Source organism: Streptomyces sp. NPDC056734 (assembly GCF_042790455.1).
GTDB lineage: Bacteria > Actinomycetota > Actinomycetes > Streptomycetales > Streptomycetaceae > Streptomyces.
The window spans coordinates 22,576-42,190 of record NZ_JBHTZD010000021.1 but is presented as its reverse complement, the minus strand read 5'-3'; the positions used below and the strand labels follow the sequence as shown (position 1 = coordinate 42,190).

The 19,615-nt window shown below is 73.2% G+C and carries 16 protein-coding genes and 1 pseudogene; 9 read left to right on the top strand and 8 right to left on the bottom strand.

All coding sequences use genetic code 11. The annotated features are described in order from the left end of the window. Positions 1-71 precede the first annotated feature (71 nt). The 6 genes from ACFRFC_RS28850 to ACFRFC_RS28825 all read left to right on the top strand — a co-directional run bounded on the left by ACFRFC_RS28850 (position 72) and on the right by ACFRFC_RS28825 (position 5,394). On the top strand, positions 72-749 hold the full coding sequence (locus ACFRFC_RS28850; protein ID WP_382692698.1) for an amino acid ABC transporter permease: 678 nt from the start codon (positions 72-74) through the stop codon (positions 747-749). Continuing rightward, complete coding sequence (locus ACFRFC_RS28845) at positions 746-1,627, top strand: amino acid ABC transporter permease (protein ID WP_382692651.1); 882 nt, start codon at positions 746-748, stop codon at positions 1,625-1,627. Before ACFRFC_RS28850 ends, ACFRFC_RS28845 begins: the two co-directional genes overlap by 4 nt. Before the next feature lie 215 nt (positions 1,628-1,842). Continuing rightward, positions 1,843-3,969 carry an FAD-dependent monooxygenase gene (locus tag ACFRFC_RS28840; protein ID WP_382692653.1) on the top strand — a complete coding sequence of 709 codons (2,127 nt, stop codon included), beginning with the start codon at positions 1,843-1,845 and terminating at the stop codon, positions 3,967-3,969. A 259-nt stretch (positions 3,970-4,228) separates the two neighbouring features. After that, positions 4,229-4,276: a hypothetical protein gene (locus tag ACFRFC_RS28835; RefSeq protein WP_365319592.1), complete on the top strand. Its 48-nt coding sequence runs from the start codon at positions 4,229-4,231 to the stop codon at positions 4,274-4,276. 76 nt (positions 4,277-4,352) lie between these two features. Next, a complete protein-coding gene (locus tag ACFRFC_RS28830; protein ID WP_382692655.1) occupies positions 4,353-4,898 on the top strand; it encodes a cysteine dioxygenase in 546 nt (181 codons plus the stop codon). A 64-nt stretch (positions 4,899-4,962) separates the two neighbouring features. After that, on the top strand, positions 4,963-5,394 hold the full coding sequence (locus ACFRFC_RS28825; protein ID WP_382692657.1) for a rhodanese-like domain-containing protein: 432 nt from the start codon (positions 4,963-4,965) through the stop codon (positions 5,392-5,394). Positions 5,395-5,872: 478 nt separating this feature from the next. Here the strand turns inward: ACFRFC_RS28825 and ACFRFC_RS28820 are convergent, their stop codons facing one another. From ACFRFC_RS28820 to recA, 3 genes are all read right to left on the bottom strand, one after another. Next, positions 5,873-6,223, bottom strand: coding sequence for a hypothetical protein (locus ACFRFC_RS28820; protein WP_382692659.1), 351 nt, complete (start codon positions 6,221-6,223; stop codon positions 5,873-5,875). Between the two features lie 219 nt (positions 6,224-6,442). After that, the gene (gene recX, locus ACFRFC_RS28815; RefSeq protein WP_382692661.1) at positions 6,443-7,240 is read right to left on the bottom strand and encodes a recombination regulator RecX; all 798 of its coding nucleotides are present in this window, start codon (positions 7,238-7,240) and stop codon (positions 6,443-6,445) included. A 3-nt stretch (positions 7,241-7,243) separates the two neighbouring features. Beyond that, positions 7,244-8,368: a recombinase RecA gene (gene recA, locus ACFRFC_RS28810; protein WP_382692663.1), complete on the bottom strand. Its 1,125-nt coding sequence runs from the start codon at positions 8,366-8,368 to the stop codon at positions 7,244-7,246. 307 nt (positions 8,369-8,675) lie between these two features. Here recA and ACFRFC_RS28805 point away from each other — a divergent pair, with 307 nt between their 5' ends. Next, positions 8,676-9,386 carry a bleomycin resistance protein gene (locus ACFRFC_RS28805; protein WP_382692664.1) on the top strand — a complete coding sequence of 237 codons (711 nt, stop codon included), beginning with the start codon at positions 8,676-8,678 and terminating at the stop codon, positions 9,384-9,386. Between the two features lie 182 nt (positions 9,387-9,568). Here ACFRFC_RS28805 and ACFRFC_RS28800 read toward each other — a convergent pair whose 3' ends face one another. Together ACFRFC_RS28800 and ACFRFC_RS28795 are read right to left on the bottom strand one after the other, a co-directional pair. Continuing rightward, complete coding sequence (locus tag ACFRFC_RS28800) at positions 9,569-10,849, bottom strand: AI-2E family transporter (protein WP_382692700.1); 1,281 nt, start codon at positions 10,847-10,849, stop codon at positions 9,569-9,571. A 167-nt stretch (positions 10,850-11,016) separates the two neighbouring features. Continuing rightward, complete coding sequence (locus ACFRFC_RS28795) at positions 11,017-11,211, bottom strand: DUF3046 domain-containing protein (RefSeq protein WP_382692666.1); 195 nt, start codon at positions 11,209-11,211, stop codon at positions 11,017-11,019. Between the two features lie 79 nt (positions 11,212-11,290). Here ACFRFC_RS28795 and ACFRFC_RS28790 point away from each other — a divergent pair, with 79 nt between their 5' ends. After that, the gene (locus tag ACFRFC_RS28790) at positions 11,291-12,247 is read left to right on the top strand and encodes a hypothetical protein (protein WP_382692667.1); all 957 of its coding nucleotides are present in this window, start codon (positions 11,291-11,293) and stop codon (positions 12,245-12,247) included. Positions 12,248-12,258: 11 nt separating this feature from the next. On the opposite strand, the gene ACFRFC_RS28785 is transcribed toward ACFRFC_RS28790, so the two are convergent. The 3 genes and pseudogenes from ACFRFC_RS28785 to ACFRFC_RS28775 all read right to left on the bottom strand — a co-directional run bounded on the left by ACFRFC_RS28785 (position 12,259) and on the right by ACFRFC_RS28775 (position 14,392). Beyond that, the gene (locus tag ACFRFC_RS28785; RefSeq protein WP_382692669.1) at positions 12,259-12,567 is read right to left on the bottom strand and encodes an AzlD domain-containing protein; all 309 of its coding nucleotides are present in this window, start codon (positions 12,565-12,567) and stop codon (positions 12,259-12,261) included. A 227-nt stretch (positions 12,568-12,794) separates the two neighbouring features. Beyond that, positions 12,795-13,529, bottom strand: a pseudogene (locus ACFRFC_RS28780) (AzlC family ABC transporter permease); the annotation flags it as partial. Beyond that, positions 13,430-14,392, bottom strand: coding sequence for an AraC family transcriptional regulator (locus tag ACFRFC_RS28775; protein ID WP_382692671.1), 963 nt, complete (start codon positions 14,390-14,392; stop codon positions 13,430-13,432). The gene ACFRFC_RS28775 and the pseudogene ACFRFC_RS28780, both read right to left, overlap by 100 nt. A 127-nt stretch (positions 14,393-14,519) precedes the next feature. Here ACFRFC_RS28775 and ACFRFC_RS28770 point away from each other — a divergent pair, with 127 nt between their 5' ends. Further along, positions 14,520-19,526 carry an ATP-dependent helicase gene (locus ACFRFC_RS28770; RefSeq protein WP_382692673.1) on the top strand — a complete coding sequence of 1,669 codons (5,007 nt, stop codon included), beginning with the start codon at positions 14,520-14,522 and terminating at the stop codon, positions 19,524-19,526. The last annotated feature ends 89 nt before the right edge of the window (positions 19,527-19,615 follow it).

Sequence of the window (19,615 nt, the reverse complement as noted above, 5' to 3'; positions counted from 1 at the left end):
CGCCGCCGTGCGCAGTGCGGCGGCGGGCCGGGTCCGCCATGTTCGTCACACACCCGGAAGCGCGGGAGATCGTGTTCGACTTTCTTTCTGATTATGACGACCCGAGTCTGCTGGGCGCCTTCTGGGTGACGGTGCAGCTCACCTTCTTCTCGGCCATCGGCTCACTGATCTGGGGCACCCTGCTGGCAGGTATGCGGGTCGGCCCGGTACCGCTGATGCGGGGCTTCGCCACCAGCTATGTGAACATCGTCCGGAACATCCCCCTGACCGTCATCATCGTCTTCACCTCGCTCGGCCTCGCCGACATCTTCGGGGTGACGATGGGGGCGCCGGACGACTTCGCGCTCCAGGGCTTCCGTCTGGCGGTACTCGGCCTCGCGGCCTACACCGCCGCGTTCGTCTGCGAGGCGCTGCGCTCCGGCATCAACACGGTGCCGGTGGGACAGGCCGAGGCGGCACGCGCGCTGGGGCTCAGTTTCCTCCAGGTGCTCACCCTCATCGTGCTGCCCCAGGCGTTCCGCTCGGTCATCGGCCCGCTGGCCAACGTACTGATCGCGCTCACCAAGAACACCACCGTGGCCGCCACCATCGGCGTGGCCGAGGCCGCTCTGCTGATGAAGGAAATGATCGAGAACGAGGCCCAGACACTGCTGATCGGCGCGGTCTTCGCCTTCGGTTTCGTGGTGCTGACCCTTCCGACCGGCCTGTTCCTGGGCTGGCTGAGCAAGCGACTGGCGGTGAAGCGATGACCTCCGTCCTCTACGACGCCCCGGGCCCCCGGGCCAAGCGGCGCAACATCATCCTCTCGGTGGTGTTCTTCGCCCTGCTCGCCGTCGTGCTGTGGTGGGTCTGGCGGACCCTGGACGACAAGGGGCAGCTGGAGTGGGCCCTGTGGAAGCCGTTCACCGAGTCCGCGGCGTGGACGACGTATCTGCTGCCCGGTCTCGGTGACACCCTGACCGCCGCCGGGCTCGCCGTGCTCATCGCCCTGCCGCTGGGCGCGGTCTTCGGCATCTCCCGGATGTCGGACCACGCGTGGGTGCGGGGCCCGGCCGGCGTGGTGGTGGAGTTCTTCCGGGCCATCCCGGTGCTGCTGCTGATGCTGTTCGCCAACGAGTTCTACGCCCGGTACACGGACGTCAGCAGCGCCGACCGGCCGCTCTACGCGGTCGTCACCGGCCTGGTGCTCTACAACGCCTCGGTGCTCGCCGAGATCGTCCGGGCCGGCATCCTCTCCCTGCCCAGGGGCCAGGCCGAGGCCGCGCAGGCGATCGGCCTGCGCAAGGGCCAGACGATGACATTCATCCTGCTTCCGCAGGCCGTCACGGTGATGCTGCCGGCCATCGTCAGCCAGCTCGTCGTCATCGTGAAGGACACGGCGCTCGGCGGCGTGATGCTCGGCTTCACCGACCTGCTGAACGCGCGCGGCACCCTGGCGGCCAACTACGCCAACGTCATCCCCAGCTTCATCGTCGTCGCGATCATCTACATCGTCGTGAACTTCGCCCTGACCAGCTTCGCGAGCTGGCTGGAGAAGCGGCTGCGGCGCAGCAAGCGGAGCACGGGGACCGTCATCGGCGCGGGCAAAGTGGACGAACTGAACGCGGCGGAGATCCCTGGTCCGTGAGGTACCGGCGTCGCCGGAACCATCCGAGCACGGACTGATGATCCGTCAATAGCCTGTGGTGACCCGGGGGCAGTGGCATGATCGCCACTGCCCCCGGGTCACTTGACGCAGGCACCGGCAATGGGTTGCATACGTTCTGTGATCGTGCACCCTGCTCCCACCTTCTGTTCACATATGTCCCCGCGGACACCACTGCGCACAGGGGGCGCCGCGCCGTGGACCCGGTGATCATCGTCGGCGCGGGGCCCGTCGGGCTCACGCTCGCCCTGGCGCTGGCCCGCCAGGAGGTGCCGAGCGTCGTCCTGGACGAGTCCCCGGGCACCGACGAACCACGACCGGCCCGCACGGTCGTCCTCCGCGAGGACACCACCGCCCTCCTGCACCGCCTCACCGGCATCCCCCTCGACCGGGCCGGCGTCCACTGGGCCGGATGGCGGTCGATGCGGCGCAGACAGGTGATGCGCGAGGTCGCTTTTGATGGCGGGTTCCATGGCGAGGGGCTCCATGGCGAGGGGCTCCATGGCGAGGGGCTCCATGGCGGTGGATTCCATGGCGATGGGTCCGGGGACGGCATCGGCGACGGGTCCGGCAGCGGGGCTGGCGATAGCTCCGGCGGCGGTTTCGGTGGCGGATTCAGTAGCGGTTCCGGTGGGGGTCGCGAGGGGAGTCGCGGTGCGGGTCGCGGTGCGGGTCGCGGTCGCGATGGGGGTCCGGGTGGCGGTCTCGGCGGCGGGTTCTACGACGGTGAGGGCGCCGGACGTGGTGCGCGCGGCGCCCGTGGGGCCCGCGACGCCCGCGATACCCGCGACGGCCGTGCCGAGGCCGAGGCCCCCGAGAGCGCGGGCCCGGCGCCGCTGCACATCGCCCAGCATCTGCTGACCGGCGCCCTGCGCGCCGCCCTCGCGCGCGAGCCGCTGGTGCAGCTCGCCACCGAGAGCCGCCTGGACACCATCGAGCAGGAGCCGACGGGCGTCACCGCGCACACCCGCGGCCCCAGCGCGACCTGGTGGCGCGGCAGCTACCTGGTCGGCTGCGACGGCCCCCGCTCCACCGTGCGCAAACTCCAGGACATCCGCTTCCCGGGCCGTACGGCGGTGCAACGTCACGCCGTGGCCGCGCTGCGCACGGAACTTCCGTGGCCGGACCGGGCGTTGATCCATCGGATGCCGCCGTGGCGGACGTCCTGGCCCTCCGGCGGGGAGGTGACCGGACGCCCGCTGCCGGACGGCGTCTGGCGCCTGGACTGGCTGCTGCCCCCCGGCAAGGACCTGGTCACCCCCGAGCTGCTGGTGTCCCTGATCCGGGAGACCCTGGCCGGCTGGGCGGACGGCGACTCGACGCCGCCGTACGACCTGCTGGACACCGGCGTGCACACGGTCCATCACCGGCTGGCCCGTCGCTGGCGGGCCGGCCGGGTCTTCCTGGCGGGCGACGCGGCACATCTGCTCGGCGCCTTCGGCACCCAGGGGCTCGACGAGAGCCTGCGCGACGCCGACAATCTCGCCTGGAAGCTGGCCCTGGCCTGGCACCACGGGCCGCACGAAGCGCTGCTCGACAGCTACCAGGCCGAGCGCCGCGCCGTGATCGCCGCCCGGCTGCGCGCCGCCGACCAGGCCCTGCCGCTGCTGCGCGGTGGCGGCGGCCTGCGCGCCTACGTGCCCGGCGCGACCCGGGGCCACGACCAGCTGCTCACCGACGCCCACCTCGGGCGCGGCCCCCTCGGCGCGCCGGGCTGGTACACCGACTCGCCCCTCACACCCCGCCACCTCCAGGCGGAGGTCCCGGTGGACACGCCCCCGGGAGCGCCGGTCGTGGACGTCCGCGTGACCGCCGAGGACGGCTCCTTCGTCCGGCTGCGCGACCGCTTGGGCCGCGGCACCCTCCTGGTCGTCCTGATCGCGCCGGGCACGGGCGTGTGGGAACGCCGCCACTGGGTCACCGCGGGCATCATGCCCCGTCTGGCGGCGGCCGTGACCGCCCTCCCCCACCCCGCCGAGCTGCTGGTCGCGGAGAGCTACCCGGGAGCGGGCGCCCACACGGTCCTGCTGATCCGCCCCGACGGCCACCTGGTCACCGCGCTGAGCGGAGTCCGCCCGGCCGACCTGTACGCGGCGGCGGAGGCCACGGTGCGGGGGAGCGCGGAGCCTTCGGGCGACTCCGGCCGTTCGGGCAGGGCGGGTGGCGGCACCGGGGACGGGGAGGGTCAGGAGGGTTCCGGGGTCTCCGGAAACGCGGAGGGGACGGGAGCCGGGTCCGGCGCCACACCGAGGCCCGGGTCCGGGTCCGGGGCGGACACCGACACGGACGCGGACACGGAAGGGGCTGAGGCCGGGGTGCGGTGAGGCCGCGCGCCTCCCCGGCCCCTTCCCGCCGGCGGCTGCCCGACCGTCCCCCGGACAGCCGCCCCCCCCCCCCCCGACAGCCCCCGACAGCCGCCTCCGGACAGCCTCTCCCGGCACTCCAGAGCCCCCCGACACCCTCCGACACCCCCCGTCCCGCCACACGGTCCGCATACTGACTGCCAGTTGACCTGCAAGAAACCGGCGTGGTGTACTCCGAATCGTGATCGACACCTGTGTGCACCTCTGGCGGAGGGTCCATATGGACCTCGTCCGCTATGCGGGCTGCGTGTGTCGCACGTCCTGCTGAACTCGCTTCTCTCACCTCGCGCGCGCCGCCCGAAGGCCGCAGCGCGCTCCCGCGAACTCATCAGGACGGTGCACCCTTGTCTGCCTCCCCCACCCCAGCTGTCTCCACCCCCGCCGCCCCGGCCCCGGCGGCACCGACCCAGGCCGATCTCCTGGACTTCGTACGCCGTACCGCCGCCGACACCGACCTGATCGCCTCCCTGCCGCTCGACCCGGAGGGCCGCACCTGGGTACGCCTGGAGGGCCCCGGTGGCAGCGAGGCATGGCTGATCGGCTGGCCCCCCGGCACCGGCACCGGCTGGCACGACCACGCCGACTCGGTGGGCGCCTTCCTCACCGCCCAGGGCGAGCTGAAGGAGCACTCCCTCACCGCCCGCCTCCCCACCGACGGCTGGCGGACCCTGGAGCTGGCCGACGGCATCGACCGCGAACGCCGGCTGCCCGCCGGCAAGGGCCGCACCTTCGGTCACCACCACGTCCACGAGGTTCTCAACGAGTCCGCCGAGCAGCACGCCGTCTCCGTCCACGCCTACTACCCCCCGCTCCCCCGCATCCGCCGCTACAGCCGCACCGGCCAGGTACTGCGTCTGGAGCAGGTGGAACGCCCCGAGGACTGGCAGTGACCGCACTGCCAGTGACGGGCACGCCGGACCAGCCCCCGTACACCGACGAACCGGAGGGACGACGATGACCGCCACGGACGGCACAAGCACCAGCGGCGACACCGGGCACCCCGTCGGCATCGACGAACTCCTGGAGCGGATCCGCACCGGCTACGAGCGGGTCGGCCCCGATGCGGCGTTCGACGCGGCGCGGACCGGCGAGGCCCTCCTCGTCGACATCCGCTACGCCGCCCTGCGCGACCGGGACGGCCTGATCCCCGGCGCCGTGATCGTCGAGCGCAACGAACTGGAGTGGCGCCTCGACCCCCACGGCAGCCATCGTCTCCCCGAGGCCACCGGCCATGACCTGCGGGTCGTGGTGCTCTGCAACGAGGGCTACGCGTCCAGCCTCGCCGCCGAGTCCCTCCACCGCCTGGGCCTGCACCGGGCCACCGACCTGATCGGCGGCTTCCAGGCCTGGAAAGCGGCGGGCCTCCCGGTCACAGCGACCACCTGAACGCCGGACTGCCTTGCGGGCAACTGCCTGGCGACCGCCTTTCCGGCATCCGGCTGCCTGACGACTGCCTGCCCGGGACCCGGGTGCCTGACGACTGCCTGCCCGGGACCCGGCTGCCTGACGACGGCCGCCCGGGATCCGGCTGTCCGGTGCCCGGCTGTCGGGATCCGGCTGCCTGACGACTGGCTATCCGAGATCCGGGTGCCTGGCGTCTGGCATCGGCTGCCTGACGACCGCGACCGACAACTGACCACGCAGGCCGCCCTTCAGGGAAGCCGGCCTCTCCGGCCTGGCGTCCCACGGCTTTCAGCGACCTGATCGGCACGACCCGACTGGCACGACCGGCACGACCGGCACGGCCAAACCGGCACGAGCTTGCTGGCACTGGCTTGCCGTACGAGCAGACCGGTACGAGCAGACCGGTACGGGTCAGTCGGAAAGCAACCCGGCGGCCGGCCACGCCCCAGGGTCGGCCACGTCAGTCCGAGGCATCAAGAGCCTCAAGGGCCCGTCTGGCCTCGACCCACAGCCGCTCGAACTCGGCCGCGGATATCTCCGCCGCCCGAGGCTGGTCCCGCCAGCCCTCCAGGACGGCATCGGCCAGCACGCCGTACCGCTGTTCATAGCGGCCCATCCCCGCCGGACCGACATGATCACGCAGATGCAGCACCTCGGCCAGGGAGGCCGCCGTCACCGGCCGGGAGCCCTCCCCTCGGACCTCCACCTGACGCACCGCCCAGCCCTCGTCATCCGCCTCGAAGTACAGCCACAGGTCGTCCTCCTCGTAGTACGTGCGGAACCAGATCGCCAGATCGCGAGATCGCCACACCCCCTCCTCACCACCAACCGCCCCGACCACCTGGACCAAGCGGGCCGGGGTACCCCGGCCCGGGGCCAGAAGGCGGAGCCCGTCATCAGCCCGGTCCCCGAAACCCGCGGGCGGCTCTCCCGGGGGCCCGGTCCCGAACGCGATCGACGCCCCCGCGCGCCCACCGTGTTCCAGACCCCGCCGCCCCCGCTTCCCCGGATACCGACGCTCTCCCCCGGTTCAGTACTCCCCGTCCCCCAGGAACTCCGTCTCCTCCCCCTCCTCCTCCAGCGCCTGCCGCACCACCCGCAGGGCGAGCCCTTCGGAGTACCCCTTGCGTGCGAGCATCCCCGCGAGGCGGCGCAGCCGCTTGTCCCGGTCGAGCCCCCGGGTGGCCCGCAGCTTGCGGGCGACCAGCTCACGCGCGGTCGCCTCCTCCCGCTCGGCGTCGAGCCGGCCGACCGCCTCGTCGATCAGCGCGGAGTCGACGCCCTTGGTCCGCAGCTCCCGGGCGAGCGCGCGGCGGGCCAGCCCCCGGCCGTGGTGCCGGGACTCCACCCAGGCGTCCGCGAACGCGCTGTCGTCGATCAGTCCGACCTCCTCGAACCGCGACAGCACCTCCTGCGCGACCTCGTCCGGGATCTCCCGCTTGCGCAGGGCGTCGGCGAGCTGCTTGCGGGTGCGCGGGGTCCCGGTGAGCAGGCGCAGGCAGATCGCCCGTGCCCGCTCAGCCGGGTCCCCTGAAGACTCCCCCGCCTCGGCCCTCGACGAGGAAGGGGCGTCTTCGTCCCTGTCGGACGGCTCCGCGGAGCCACGCCGACGACGCCCACGCCCACCGCGTGACCCGCCCTCACCGCGCGCTCTCCGGTCGCCCCCGAGGCGACCACCGCCCGCATCACCACCACCGGCGTAGAGGTCGTCCTCGACCCGCCCGCCGCCGTCGGCCCGGTCACCGTCGCCGTGGTCCGGCCGGTCACCCCCGTCCGGCCGGCCGCCGGCAGGCTGGACGTACTCGGCCCAGTCGGTTCGCCGTGTCATGGATCAGCTCTTGGCAGCCGGGGCCTTGGTCTTGGCGGCCTTGACCGCCGGTGCCGGAACCGTCTTGGCTTCCTCCACCGGAGCGGCGGTGACCGCGGCATCCGCGCCCGGCTCGGCGGTGGGCTCCACGGGCCGTACGCCGACGCCCAGCTTCTCCTTGATCTTCTTCTCGATCTCGTTGGCCAGGTCGGGGTTGTCCTTCAGGAAGTTGCGCGCGTTCTCCTTGCCCTGGCCGAGCTGGTCGCCCTCGTACGTGTACCAGGCGCCGGCCTTGCGCACGAAGCCGTTCTCCACGCCCATGTCGATCAGGCCGCCCTCGCGGCTGATGCCATGGCCGTAGAGGATGTCGAACTCGGCCTGCTTGAAGGGGGGCGCGACCTTGTTCTTGACGACCTTGACCCGGGTGCGGTTGCCGACCGCGTCGGTGCCGTCCTTCAGCGTCTCGATACGGCGGATGTCGAGCCGCACCGAGGCGTAGAACTTCAGCGCGCGGCCACCGGTCGTGGTCTCCGGGGAGCCGAACATCACGCCGATCTTCTCGCGGAGCTGGTTGATGAAGATCGCGGTGGTCTTGGACTGGTTGAGCGCGCTGGTGATCTTCCGCAGGGCCTGGCTCATCAGCCGGGCCTGGAGGCCCACGTGGCTGTCGCCCATCTCGCCCTCGATCTCCGCACGCGGCACGAGCGCGGCGACGGAGTCGATGACGATGAGGTCGAGGGCGCCGGAGCGGACCAGCATGTCCACGATCTCCAGGGCCTGTTCGCCGTTGTCCGGCTGGGACAGGATCAGGTTGTCGATGTCGACGCCGAGCTTCTGCGCGTACTCGGGGTCGAGGGCGTGCTCCGCGTCCACGAACGCGACCTGGCCACCGGCCTTCTGCGCGTTGGCCACCGCGTGCAGGGTCAGGGTCGTCTTGCCGGAGGACTCCGGTCCGTAGACCTCGATCACCCGGCCGCGCGGCAGTCCGCCGACACCGAGGGCCACGTCGAGCGCGGTCGACCCGGTCGGGATGACCTCGATGGGCTCCCTCGACCGGTCACCCATGCGCATGACCGCGCCCTTGCCGAACTGCCGTTCAATCTGTGCGAGAGCGGCTTCCAGAGCCTTCTCGCGGTCGGTTCCTGCCATGGGTTCCACCCGATTTGCTTGAGTCGATCGCTTCACGTCAAAAACGCTATCGCCTGCCACTGACAATGCGTCCCGACACAGGTCCGGCCTGTGGATAACTCGGGCCCTTTTCCACCCGAACCGTGCCGAAACACCCACCAAGGGCGCCGCCCGGAACCTCCATAAGAATGGATGTTCGATTTACGTGTCAAGCGCACCACGCTCAGGCCCACGTCACGGAAGTCCGCGGCACCGGACACCGGGCGACGGCCACTCAGACGATAATCAAGTTTGACTAGTAAGTCCCCGGCTGCCTACCGTCGAAGCCATGGCCGAGAAGACGATCCCGATCCTCCCCTGCCCGTCCGTCCCCGAACTGGTGGAGTTCTACGAGCATCTCGGCTTCACCGTGGATCTGGTGCAGACCCGCCCCAGCCCGTACGCGGCGCTCAGCTACGGCGAGGGGATCGCGTTGCAGTTCTACGGCCACAAGTCGGTCGTCCCGGCCGAGTCCTGGTCCACCTGCTACATCACCACCGACCGCGTCGACGAGCTGTACGTCGCCTTCCGCGCCGGTCTGAAGGCCGCGTACGGCCGTGTCCCGACCCGTGGCATCCCCCGTATCGGCCAGCTCAAGGACACGTCGTACGGCGTGCGCCAGTTCCTGATGACCGACCCCGGCGGCAACTGCCTGCGCATCGGCCAGACCACCGGCGCCCCCCTGCAACACGCTCCCGCCCCGCCGGAACCCTTCGCCCGCGCGCTGCACCACGCCTGGCTGATCGGCGTCTCCAAGGGGGACCCGGCCCAGGGCGCCCGCCTCCTCGACCACGCCCTCGCCAAGGAGACCCCTGACAGCGCGGGCGAGCACTACCGCGCGCTGGTGCTCCGCGCCGCCCTCGCCGCCCAGCTCGACGACCCCACCACCGCCCGCGCCCGCCTGTCCGAGGCAGCCGCCCTGCACCTCACCGAAACGGAACGCGAAGCCGTGGCGGACGAACGAGCCCGCGCGGCGGACATCACCACCGAGGTGGGGTGACGCGTCGGCCGGCGAGGCCACCGTGCGCGTCCCATGCGTCCGCCTCCACCCGCGTACCGCGTGGCGGAGGCGGCGAAACGGTCGCGCCCACGGCCCGGACCCACCGACCCACTGCCCCGCGGAGCCACCGACCCGCGAAGCCGTGAAGCCGTGGACCCACCGACCCGCGGAGCCGCCGATCGTCAGCCGCCCGAGCCCTTCCGGTCCCCCAGCTCGCCGTCCCGCTCGTCCCGCGAGCCTTCTTCCCCCGAAGCCTGCTGCCCCCCGAGCGCCCCCTGGCCCCCCGACCTGTCCCGCACGTCCTGCGAGTCCTGCCCGCTCCGCCCGGCCTGCCCGTCCCCCGCTCCGGTCGCCCGCCGCTCCCACAGCGCACGCGCGCGCCCGTACAGGCTCTCCTGTGGCGCCCGGTTGCGGTGGCCGTGCACGCGCGGGTCGTCCGCGACGTCGTACCGCTTCACATACGCGCCCAGGAACGCCTGGAGCGTGGCCACCGCGGGGATGGCTATCAGGGCGCCGACGGCGCCGAGGAGCGCCGTGCCCGCGATCACCGAGCCGAAGGCGACGGCGGGGTGGATGTCGACGGTCTTCGCGGTCAGCTTCGGTTGCAGCACATAGTTCTCGAACTGCTGGTAGATCACGACGAAGATCAGCACCCAGAGCGCGTACCAGGGATCCTCGGTGAAGGCGATCAGCATCGGCAGCGCGCCCGCGAGATACGTGCCGATGGTGGGGATGAACTGCGACACCAGGCCCACCCACACGGCGAGCACGGGCGCATACGGCACACCCAGCGTCTCCAGCAGGATGTAGTGCGCGACGCCGGAGATCAGCGCCATCAGGCCGCGCGAGTAGATGTAGCCGCCGGTCTTGTCGACGGCTATCTCCCAGGCGCGCAGCACCTCGGCCTGGCGGGACGGCGGCAGGACGGAGCAGATCGCGCGCCGCAGCCGGGGGCCGTCGGCGGCGAAGTAGAACGAGAACAGAGTGACCGTCAGCAGCTGGAACAGGCCGCCGAGCACCTGCGCGGACACGTCCAGCACTCCCGTGGCACTGTTCTGCACGTAGTCGCGCAGCCAGTCGGAGTTCAGCAGGCCCTCCTGGACGTCCACCCGCTTCAGCTCGGTGTTGAAGTGGGCGTTGATCCAGTTGATGACCGAGTCGAGGTACTCGGGAAAGCCCTCGACCATCTTGACGATCTGGCCGGCCAGCAGGGAGCCGAGCATGGTGACGAAGCCCGCGACGGCGATCATCACGCCCACGAAGACGGCCGCGGTGGCCAGTCCGCGCCGCAGCCCGCGCGAGGCCATCCAGCTCACCGCGGGCTCGATGGCGAGGGCCAGGAAGAATGCGATGAGGATGTTGATCAGCAGCCCGGTGAGCGCGTGGAAGGCCCAGCTGCCGAGCTGGAACACGGCGACGAGCGTCAGCGCGAGCACCATGGCACGGGGCAGCCAGCGCGGCATGCGCGCGCTCGGCCCGGCGGCGCGTCCGGCCGAGGGCCGTGCAGGCGGCGTCGGGCCGGTCGTGGATATGTGCGGGGCTGCGTGCCCGGTGTCGTCAGTGGGTGCCACGGAGCAAGTCTCACCCACGCCGCTGACAATCGGGACGGCCTTGCGATCTTCGTGACCGGTCAGCGCTTGTCCTGTGGCACGTTCATGACCAAACAGACGGCTCGCCACACGTCCTTCGTCTCCCAGCCGGCGTCCAGCGCCTCGCGCACGGTCCGCCCGCCCAGCTCCGACATGACGTGATCGCGCGCGAAGGTTTCGGAGTACCCCGTGCCGAAGTGCTCCGCCATCCGCTCCCAGAAGACCGTCAACCGCATGACCCCAGTATCCCGCCCTGAGAGTGGGCCCCGGCCGGGACGGCTCACCGCCGCCGCTTCGCGCCCTACGGTCTGACGCATGGCCGCAACCGGAGCTTCCCCGCTCCCTTCCCCGCTCCCTTCCACGCCCCCGGCGCACACCGCGCTCTCCCGCGCCGGGCAGTTCGTCTGGCTCACCGCGCGCGTACTGGAGCAGCGACTGTTCGCGTATCACTTCCTGAGCGGTGACGCCGATCCCGTCGAGACCGCGCTGGACGCCTACCGCAACGCCGACGGCGGGTACGGCCACGCCCTGGAGCCCGATCTGCGCGGCCCGGTCAGCCAGCCCCTGCACACCGCGCACGCGCTGCGCGTGCTGGACGCCATCGGACGCTGCGGCGGGCAGCGCGTGGAGCGCCTGTGCCGCTATCTGACGGACATCTCCACGCCGGAGGGCGCGCTGCCCGCCGTCCACCCCGGTCAGCGCGGCTATCCGGCGGCCCCGTTCGTGCCGGTCGCCGACGACCCGCCGAGCGCGCTGCTGACGACCGGTCCGGTGGTCGGCGCGCTGCATCGCAACGATGTGTGGCACGCGTGGCTGTTCCGCGCGACGGACTTCTGCTGGAAGGCGGTCGAGGCCCTGGAGCGGTCGCATCCCCGCGAGATCCACGCCGCCGTGGCCTTCCTGGAGTCCGCGCCCGATCGCCCCCGCGCGGAGGCCGCCGCCCACCGGCTGGGCCGGCTGGTCCGCGAGCAGCGCCTGGCGGTCCTCGATCCGGAGCACCCGGAGGCCCTCCCAGCGGCGCCGGGCCACGCGCCCGGCGAGCACCACTACCCGCACGACTACGCCAGGACGTCGCACTCGCTCGCGCGCGCGTGGTTCACGGACGACGAGATGTCCCGTTCCCTGGATCTCCTCGCGGACGGGCAGCAGGAGGACGGCGGCTGGCCGGTCCGCAGGCGCCGATGGGCTCCCGCATCCGCCCTGGAAGCCCGTCCCATGGTGACGATCGAGGCGCTGCGCACGCTCAGGGCGTACGGCCATCTCGTCGACTGACCGCACGGGCGTCACCCTCCTATGGCGCGCACCCCGGCCGTCACCAGCACGGCCGCCGCGACGACGACCAGGAAGGGCGCCCGCAGCACCAGCGCCACGGCCGCGGCGGCGAGCCCCGCGGCCCGCGCGTCCAGGACCAGCGTCTGCCCGTCGGCGAAGGTCTGCTGGGCGGTGAGGGCGGCGAGCAGGGCCACGGGCAGGAGCGCCGCGAGCCGCCTCACCAGGGGCCGTTCCAGCACGCCCGCCGGGACGAGCAGTCCGACGAGCTTGACGGCGTAGCAGCCGAGCGCGGTGACCCCGATGGCGATCCAGATGTTCAACGGTCCTCCTCCCGCCCGTCGGGGCCCTCGGGAGCGGCACGCCGGGGCGTGGTCCGGGCGGCCTCCTGAGTGGCGGCGTGTCGTTCTGCGTCGTCCTGCGCGGGCGAGACCCCGGCATCCGCCGCACCCCGCGCGGGCAAGGCACCGGCATCCGTGGGCGAGGCACCGGCGCCTCCCCCGTCCCGCACGTCGGATACGTCGCCCGGGTCCGCGGCTCCCCCCACCCGGGGTACGTCGCCGGAGGCGCCGGCACCTTTGCGCCGCCCCTGCGCCCACAGCACCACCGGCGCCGCGAGCGCCGCCACCAGGACCGGCACGCCCGCGGGCAGCACCGGCAGCAGGCCCAGCCCCAGGACGACGGCGAGCCCGGCGGCGGCCCGCTCGGTGGGGGTGCGCAGCATCGGTGCGAGCAGCGCCAGGAAGACGGCGGGTCCGGCCGCGTCGAGGCCCCACGCGTCGGTGTCGCCGATGGCCTCGGCGCCGAGCGCGCCGAGCAGTGTGGTGAGGTTCCACAGCAGGTACAGGGTCAGTCCGGTGACGGTGAAGCCGATCCGGGCCGCGCGCCGCGTGGGCTGGGCCAGGGCGACGGCCGCCGTCTCGTCGATGACCCACTGGGCGGCGAACGGCCGCACCGCGCGCGGGAGGGCCAGCAACTGCGACAGCCGCAGTCCGTAGAACGCGTTCCGTACGCCCAGGAAGAACGCTCCGGCCGCCGCCGTGAACGGGTTGCCGCCGGCCGCGAGCGCGCCCACGAGGGCGAACTGGGACGCGCCGGTGAACACGAGCAGGCTGAGCACACAGGTCTGGGCGAGCGTGAGCCCGCTGCCCGCCGACGTCACCCCGAAGGCGAATCCCGACAGTCCTACGGCGACCCCGACTCCGAGGGCGTCGCGGACCACCGCCCGGTCGGGTTTGTCCGGTGGGTCGGCCCGTATGTCTGCGAGAGCTGTCCGTTCTGCCACGCGTCGGACGCTAGGGGCAGCCGCCGCCGCGCGTCTTGTACGTTCTTGCGCTCGCGCTGGTAGGCGCCCGGGGGCACGCCGACGATCCGGGCGAAATGCCGGTTCAGGTGCGGCTGGTCGGTGAACCCGACCGCTATGGCGGCCTCGGCGGGCGTCGTGCCCGCGTCCAGCAGCCGCCGGGCCCGCCGCACCCGGGAGTCGGTCAGCCAGGCGTGGGGCGGCATGCCGTACTGGTCGCGGAAGGCCCGCAGCAGGGCGAACGGGCTGGTCCCCAGGTCGGCGGCGAGCCTCTCCAGGGTCGGCGGCCCGGTCATCCGCTCCTCCAGCACGGCACGCGCGCGTGCGGCGATCCGGGCTCCGGCCGTGCGCACCTCGCGCTGCGGCAGCGTCCCGCCGTTCAGCCGCAGCAGCCGGGTCACCGCGACCCGCAGCAGGGTGTCGGCGGCCAGGGCGTTGCCCTCGTCGGCGGCGCGCAGCACCTGGTGCACCAGCCCGACGGTGTACGGGTCGTCGAGCACGGGACGGGCGAAGCCCGGGGTGCCGCGCAGGGTCGTGGTCTCGGCGGCGATCTCCGCCACGACCTCCGGCGACGGATACACGGCCCCGTAGCGCCAGCCCTCGGGCACGCCCGCGCGTCCGGTGTGCGAGGTGTCGGGATTGACCAGCGCGAGGGCCCCGGCACCGGCGTACTGATCGGCGCCTCCGTGGTGGAAGACCTCCACGCCGTCGGCGATCGCGGCGATCACGAAGTGTTCGTGGGTGTGCCGGACGAACGTCTTGTGGATGTACCGGGCACGCAGCAGATCGACACCGGGCAGTTCCGCGTACTGCCAGTGCCGCGCCCGCTCGTCCCGGCCCGTCATACCCCCATTCTCCGCGGCACCCGCACCGCTGCCGAACCGCCCGGTGACCCGGCCTCACCAAGGGGTCATCACCGCAGGTCAGAGCCACCGCGGGCCGATTGTCAGTGCCGGGGTGCAGGATGGACGCATGGTCAGCGCACCTCAAGCCCTCGACGGCTTCTCACCCGCCACCCGCGGCTGGTTCACGGGCGCGTTCTCCGCGCCCACCGCCGCCCAGGCCGGTGCGTGGCAGGCCATCGGCGCCGGCTCGGACGTGCTGGTGGTCGCCCCGACCGGCTCCGGCAAGACCCTGGCCGCCTTTCTCGCCGCCCTCGACCAGCTGGCCTCCACCCCGCCCCCGGCCGATCCGAAGAAGCGCTGCCGGGTGCTGTACATCTCACCGCTGAAGGCCCTCGCGGTGGACGTCGAGCGCAATCTGCGCAGCCCGCTGACCGGCATCCGCCAGGAGTCCGTGCGCCTGGGCCTGCCCGAGCCGGAGGTGAAGGTCGGCATCCGCTCCGGCGACACCCCGCCCGCCGAGCGCCGCGCGCTGTCCACCCGCCCGCCGGACATCCTGATCACCACCCCGGAGTCCCTGTTCCTGATGCTGACGTCGGCCACGCGCGAGGCGCTGACCGGCGTGGAGACGGTGATCCTGGACGAGGTGCACGCGGTGGCGGGCACCAAGCGCGGCGCGCATCTCGCGCTGACCCTGGAGCGTCTGGACGAGCTGCTGCCCAGGCCGGCCCGCCGCATCGGCCTGTCGGCGACCGTCCGCCCGGTGGACGAGGTGGCCCGGTTCCTCTCGCCGCGGCGCAAGGTGGAGATCGTCCAGCCGAAGTCCGGCAAGGAGTTCGACCTCTCGGTCGTCGTCCCGGTCGAGGATCTCGGCGAGCTGGGCGGCTCCCCGGTGGCCGACGGCTCCGAGGGCGCCGAGCGGCCGTCCATCTGGCCGCATGTGGAGGAGCGGATCGCGGATCTGATCCAGTCCCACCGCTCCACGATCGTCTTCGCCAACTCCCGCCGGCTCGCCGAGCGCCTGTGCAACCGGCTCAACGAGATCGCCTACGAGCGGGCGACCGGCGAGACTCCCGGCGAGCATCACTCCCCGGCCGAGCTGATGGGCAACTCCGGCGCGGCCCAGGGCGCCCCGCCGGTGCTCGCGCGCGCCCATCACGGCTCCGTCTCCAAGGAGCAGCGCGCGCTGGTGGAGGAGGACCTCAAGGCGGGCCGCCTGCCCGCGGTGGTGGCCACCTCCAGCCTGGAACTGGGCATCGACATGGGCGCGGTGGACCTCGTCGTCCAGGTCGAGTCCCCGCCGTCGGTGGCCTCCGGCCTCCAGCGCGTGGGGCGCGCGGGCCACCAGGTGGGCGCGGTCTCCACGGGCGTGGTCTTCCCGAAGTACCGGGGCGACCTGGTACAGGCGGCCGTGGTCACCGAGCGGATGCGGGTGGGCGCGATCGAGTCCCTCAGGGTCCCCGCCAACCCGCTGGACGTCCTCGCCCAGCAGCTCGTCGCCATGACGGCGATGGACACCTGGCAGGTGGACGACCTGCTCGCCATGGTCCGGCGCGCGGCCCCCTTCGCCGCGCTCCCGGAGTCGGCGTTCACGGGGGTCCTCGACATGCTGGCGGGCCGCTATCCCTCCGACGCGTTCGCGGAGCTGCGCCCGCGCGTGGTGTGGGACCGCGTCATGGGCACGGTCACCGGCCGTCCGGGCGCCCAGCGCCTCGCCGTGACCTCCGGGGGCACGATCCCCGACCGCGGCCTGTTCGGCGTGTTCCTCGCCGGGGCCGACCCCAAGAAGGGCGGCGGCCGGGTCGGCGAGCTGGACGAGGAGATGGTCTACGAGTCCCGCGTGGGGGATGTCTTCACGCTCGGCACCAGCTCCTGGCGCATCGAGGACATCACCCGCGACCGCGTCCTGGTCTCCCCCGCGCCGGGCGTGCCGGGCCGGCTGCCCTTCTGGAAGGGCGACCAGCTGGGCCGCCCGCTGGAGCTGGGCCGCGCGGTCGGCGCGTTCCTGCGCGAGATCGGCTCCCTGGCCCGCGACGACGCGCGCCTGCGCCTGGTCGCCGCCGGTCTCGACGCGTGGGCGGCCGACAATGTGCTGTCGTACCTGGACGAGCAGCGCGAGGCCTGCGGCCATGTCCCCGACGACCGCACCATCGTGGTGGAGCGCTTCCGCGACGAGCTGGGCGACTGGCGGATCGTGGTGCACTCCCCCTTCGGCGCCCAGGTCCACGCCCCGTGGGCGCTCGCCCTGGGCGCCCGCCTCGGCGAGCGCTACGGCATGGACTCCCAGGTCATGCACGCCGACGACGGCATCGTGCTGCGGCTGCCCGACGCCGATCTGATGGGCCTGGACCTGCTGGACCAGGAGCCCGGGAAGGCGGGCACGGAGTACGACGCCGAGCAGGCCCCGATCGGCGCGGCGGACGTCGTCTTCGACAAGGGCGAGGTCGACCAGGTCGTCACCGACCAGGTCGGCGGCTCCGCCCTGTTCGCCGCCCGCTTCCGCGAATGCGCCGCCCGCGCGCTGCTGCTGCCCCGCCGCAGCCCCGGCAAGCGCACCCCGCTCTGGCAGCAGCGCCAGCGCGCCTCACAGCTCCTTGAGGTCGCGGGCGAGTACGGCTCCTTCCCGATCGTCCTGGAGGCGGTCCGCGAGTGCCTCCAGGACGTCTTCGACGTCCCCGGGCTGGTCGAGCTGATGGGCGACCTGGAGTCCCGCAGGGTCCGCCTGGTCGAGGTCACCACCCCCGAGCCGTCCCCCTTCGCCCGCTCCCTCCTCTTCGGGTACGTCGCCCAGTTCCTGTACGAGGGGGACTCACCGCTCGCCGAGCGCCGCGCGGCGGCCCTCTCCCTGGACTCGCGGCTGCTGGCGGAGCTGCTCGGCCAGGCGGAGCTGCGTGAACTGCTCGACGCCGAGGTGCTCGCCGAGCTGGAGCGCGAGCTGCAATGGCGTACCGAGGACCGCCGGGTCAAGGACGCCGAGGGCGTGGCCGACCTGCTGCGGATGCTCGGTCCGCTCACCGACGCCGAGCTGGCCGAGCGCGGCGCCGACCCGCCGTGGGCACCGGAGCTGGCCCGCGCCCGCCGTGCCATCAAGGTCCGGGTGGCGGGCGCCGACCACTGGGCGGCGATCGAGGACGCCGGGCGCCTGCGCGACGCGCTCGGCACGGCACTGCCGGTGGGGGTCCCCGAGGCGTTCACCGAGCCCGTGAAGGACCCGCTGGGCGACCTCCTCGCCCGCTACGCCCGCACCCACGGCCCGTTCACGTCGGTCACCCTGGCGGCCCGGTTCGGCCTCGGCGTGGCCGTCACGGAGGGCGGTCTCCAGCGCCTCGCGGCGGCGGGGAGGGTCGTCCAGGGCGAATTCCATCCCGCGGGCATCGGTCAGGAGTGGTGCGACGCGGCCGTACTGCGCCGGTTGCGCCGCCGCTCCCTGGCCGCGCTGCGGCAAGAGCTGGAGCCGGTGCCTCCGGCTGCCCTCGCGCAGTTCCTGCCGCAGTGGCAGCACATCGGCCCGGGCCACGCCCTGCGCGGAGCGGACGGCCTGGTCCGCGCGGTCGAGCAGCTCCAGGGCGCCTCCGTCCCCGCCTCCGCGCTGGAGAAGCTGATCCTGCCGTCCCGCGTCACGCACTACACGGCCGCCCTGCTCGACGAGCTGACGGCGGCCGGGGAGGTCGTGTGGGCGGGCGCCGGTTCGCTGCCCGGCAAGGACGGCTGGGTCTCGCTCTATCTGGCGGACGCGGCCCCCCTGCTGCTGCCCGAGCCCCACCCCCTGGAGCTGACGGCCCTGCACGAGTCGGTGCTGACCACCCTGGCCGGCGGCTACGGCCTGTTCTTCCGCCAGATCGCCGACCAGGTCCGCGCCACCACCCACCCCGACGCCACCGACCCGCACCTGGCCGACGCCCTCTGGGACCTGGCCTGGTCCGGCCGCCTCACCAACGACACGCTGACCCCCATGCGCGCCCTTCTGGGCTCGGGCCGCACGGCGGGCTCCACGGCCCACCGGGCCAAGCGGGCCGTCCCGCGCGGTCGTTACGGCTCCCTGACGGCGGCCGCCCGCCCCGCCTCCCGCAGCGGCCCCCCGACCGTCGCGGGCCGCTGGTCCCTGCTCCCGCCCCGCGAGCCGGACCCCACGGTCCGCGCCCACGCCCTCGCCCGTACGCTCCTCGACCGGCACGGCGTGGTGACCCGGGGCGCCGTCGCCGCCGAGGGCGTGGAGGGCGGCTTCTCGGCGACGTACCGCATCCTCTCCGCCTTCGAGGACAGCGGCCAGGCCCGGCGCGGCTATGTGGTCGAGGGCCTGGGCGCCGCACAGTTCGCCATGGACGGCGCCGTGGACCGCCTCCGCGCGGTGGCCAACGCCCGCGAACGCGGCGGGGCGCTCACCGCGCCGGGCACCGGACTCCCCTACGACACAGGCGGTTTCCCCGACGACAGCCCCCACGCCGGAGGCCCGGCCGACGAGAGCACCCCGAACTCCGACCACGACTGGACGACGGCGTTCGACACGGACTCCCCACACGCCACCGGCTCCCCCCTGGACCCGGCCCCGGTCTCCGGCGCGGACTCCCCCGCCGACACCAACCGGGCGACCGCGCCCCCAGATTTCCGGGACTTCCCGGATTCCCCGGATTTCCGCCCCACCCCCGGCGACTACATCTCCCCGCGCGACCACCCCCGGCAGGACCCCTCCCCCTGGCTGACCACCCCTCGTTCGCCCCACACCTCCGGCTCGCGAAGACCACCCGCGCCCCGGGCCCTCGTCATGGCCGCCGCCGACCCCGCCAACGCCTACGGCGCCGCCCTGCCCTGGCCCGAGCCCCCGACGGGCGCCGGGCACAAGCCGGGCCGCAAGGCGGGTTCCCTGGTGGTCCTCGTGGACGGCGAACTGGCGCTCTACATGGAACGCGGCGGCAAGACCCTGCTGGCCTGGCCCGCGGACCCCCAGGCCGAGGTCACCGACGACCCCCGGCTACGGGAAGCGGCCGAGGCCCTGGCCGCGTCCGCCCGCGCGGGCTCACTCGGCACGGTCACGGTCGAACGCGTGAACGGCACTGCGGCCCTGACCTCCCCCTTCGGCACCCTCCTGGAGGCAGCGGGCTTCATCGCCACCCCCCGCGGCCTACGCCTGCGCGCATGACCCCGACCGCCGGGCCCACCAGCCCCACACAACCCACCACGCCGACGCAACCCACTGCCCCGGCCCATCCCCCTACCCCGCACCAGCCC

Excerpts from the sequence above, each read along its gene's own strand:
- ACFRFC_RS28845 (WP_382692651.1), top strand. The coding sequence starts at position 746 with ATGACCTCCGTCCTCTACGACGCCCCGGGCCCCCGGGCCAAGCGGCGC.
- ACFRFC_RS28825 (WP_382692657.1), top strand. The coding sequence starts at position 4,963 with ATGACCGCCACGGACGGCACAAGCACCAGCGGCGACACCGGGCACCCC.
- recX (WP_382692661.1), bottom strand. The coding sequence starts at position 7,240 with ATGACACGGCGAACCGACTGGGCCGAGTACGTCCAGCCTGCCGGCGGC.
- recA (WP_382692663.1), bottom strand. The coding sequence starts at position 8,368 with ATGGCAGGAACCGACCGCGAGAAGGCTCTGGAAGCCGCTCTCGCACAG.
- ACFRFC_RS28805 (WP_382692664.1), top strand. The coding sequence starts at position 8,676 with ATGGCCGAGAAGACGATCCCGATCCTCCCCTGCCCGTCCGTCCCCGAA.
- ACFRFC_RS28800 (WP_382692700.1), bottom strand. The coding sequence starts at position 10,849 with ATGCCGCGCTGGCTGCCCCGTGCCATGGTGCTCGCGCTGACGCTCGTC.
- ACFRFC_RS28795 (WP_382692666.1), bottom strand. The coding sequence starts at position 11,211 with ATGCGGTTGACGGTCTTCTGGGAGCGGATGGCGGAGCACTTCGGCACG.
- ACFRFC_RS28790 (WP_382692667.1), top strand. The coding sequence starts at position 11,291 with ATGGCCGCAACCGGAGCTTCCCCGCTCCCTTCCCCGCTCCCTTCCACG.
- ACFRFC_RS28775 (WP_382692671.1), bottom strand. The coding sequence starts at position 14,392 with ATGACGGGCCGGGACGAGCGGGCGCGGCACTGGCAGTACGCGGAACTG.
- ACFRFC_RS28770 (WP_382692673.1), top strand. The coding sequence starts at position 14,520 with ATGGTCAGCGCACCTCAAGCCCTCGACGGCTTCTCACCCGCCACCCGC.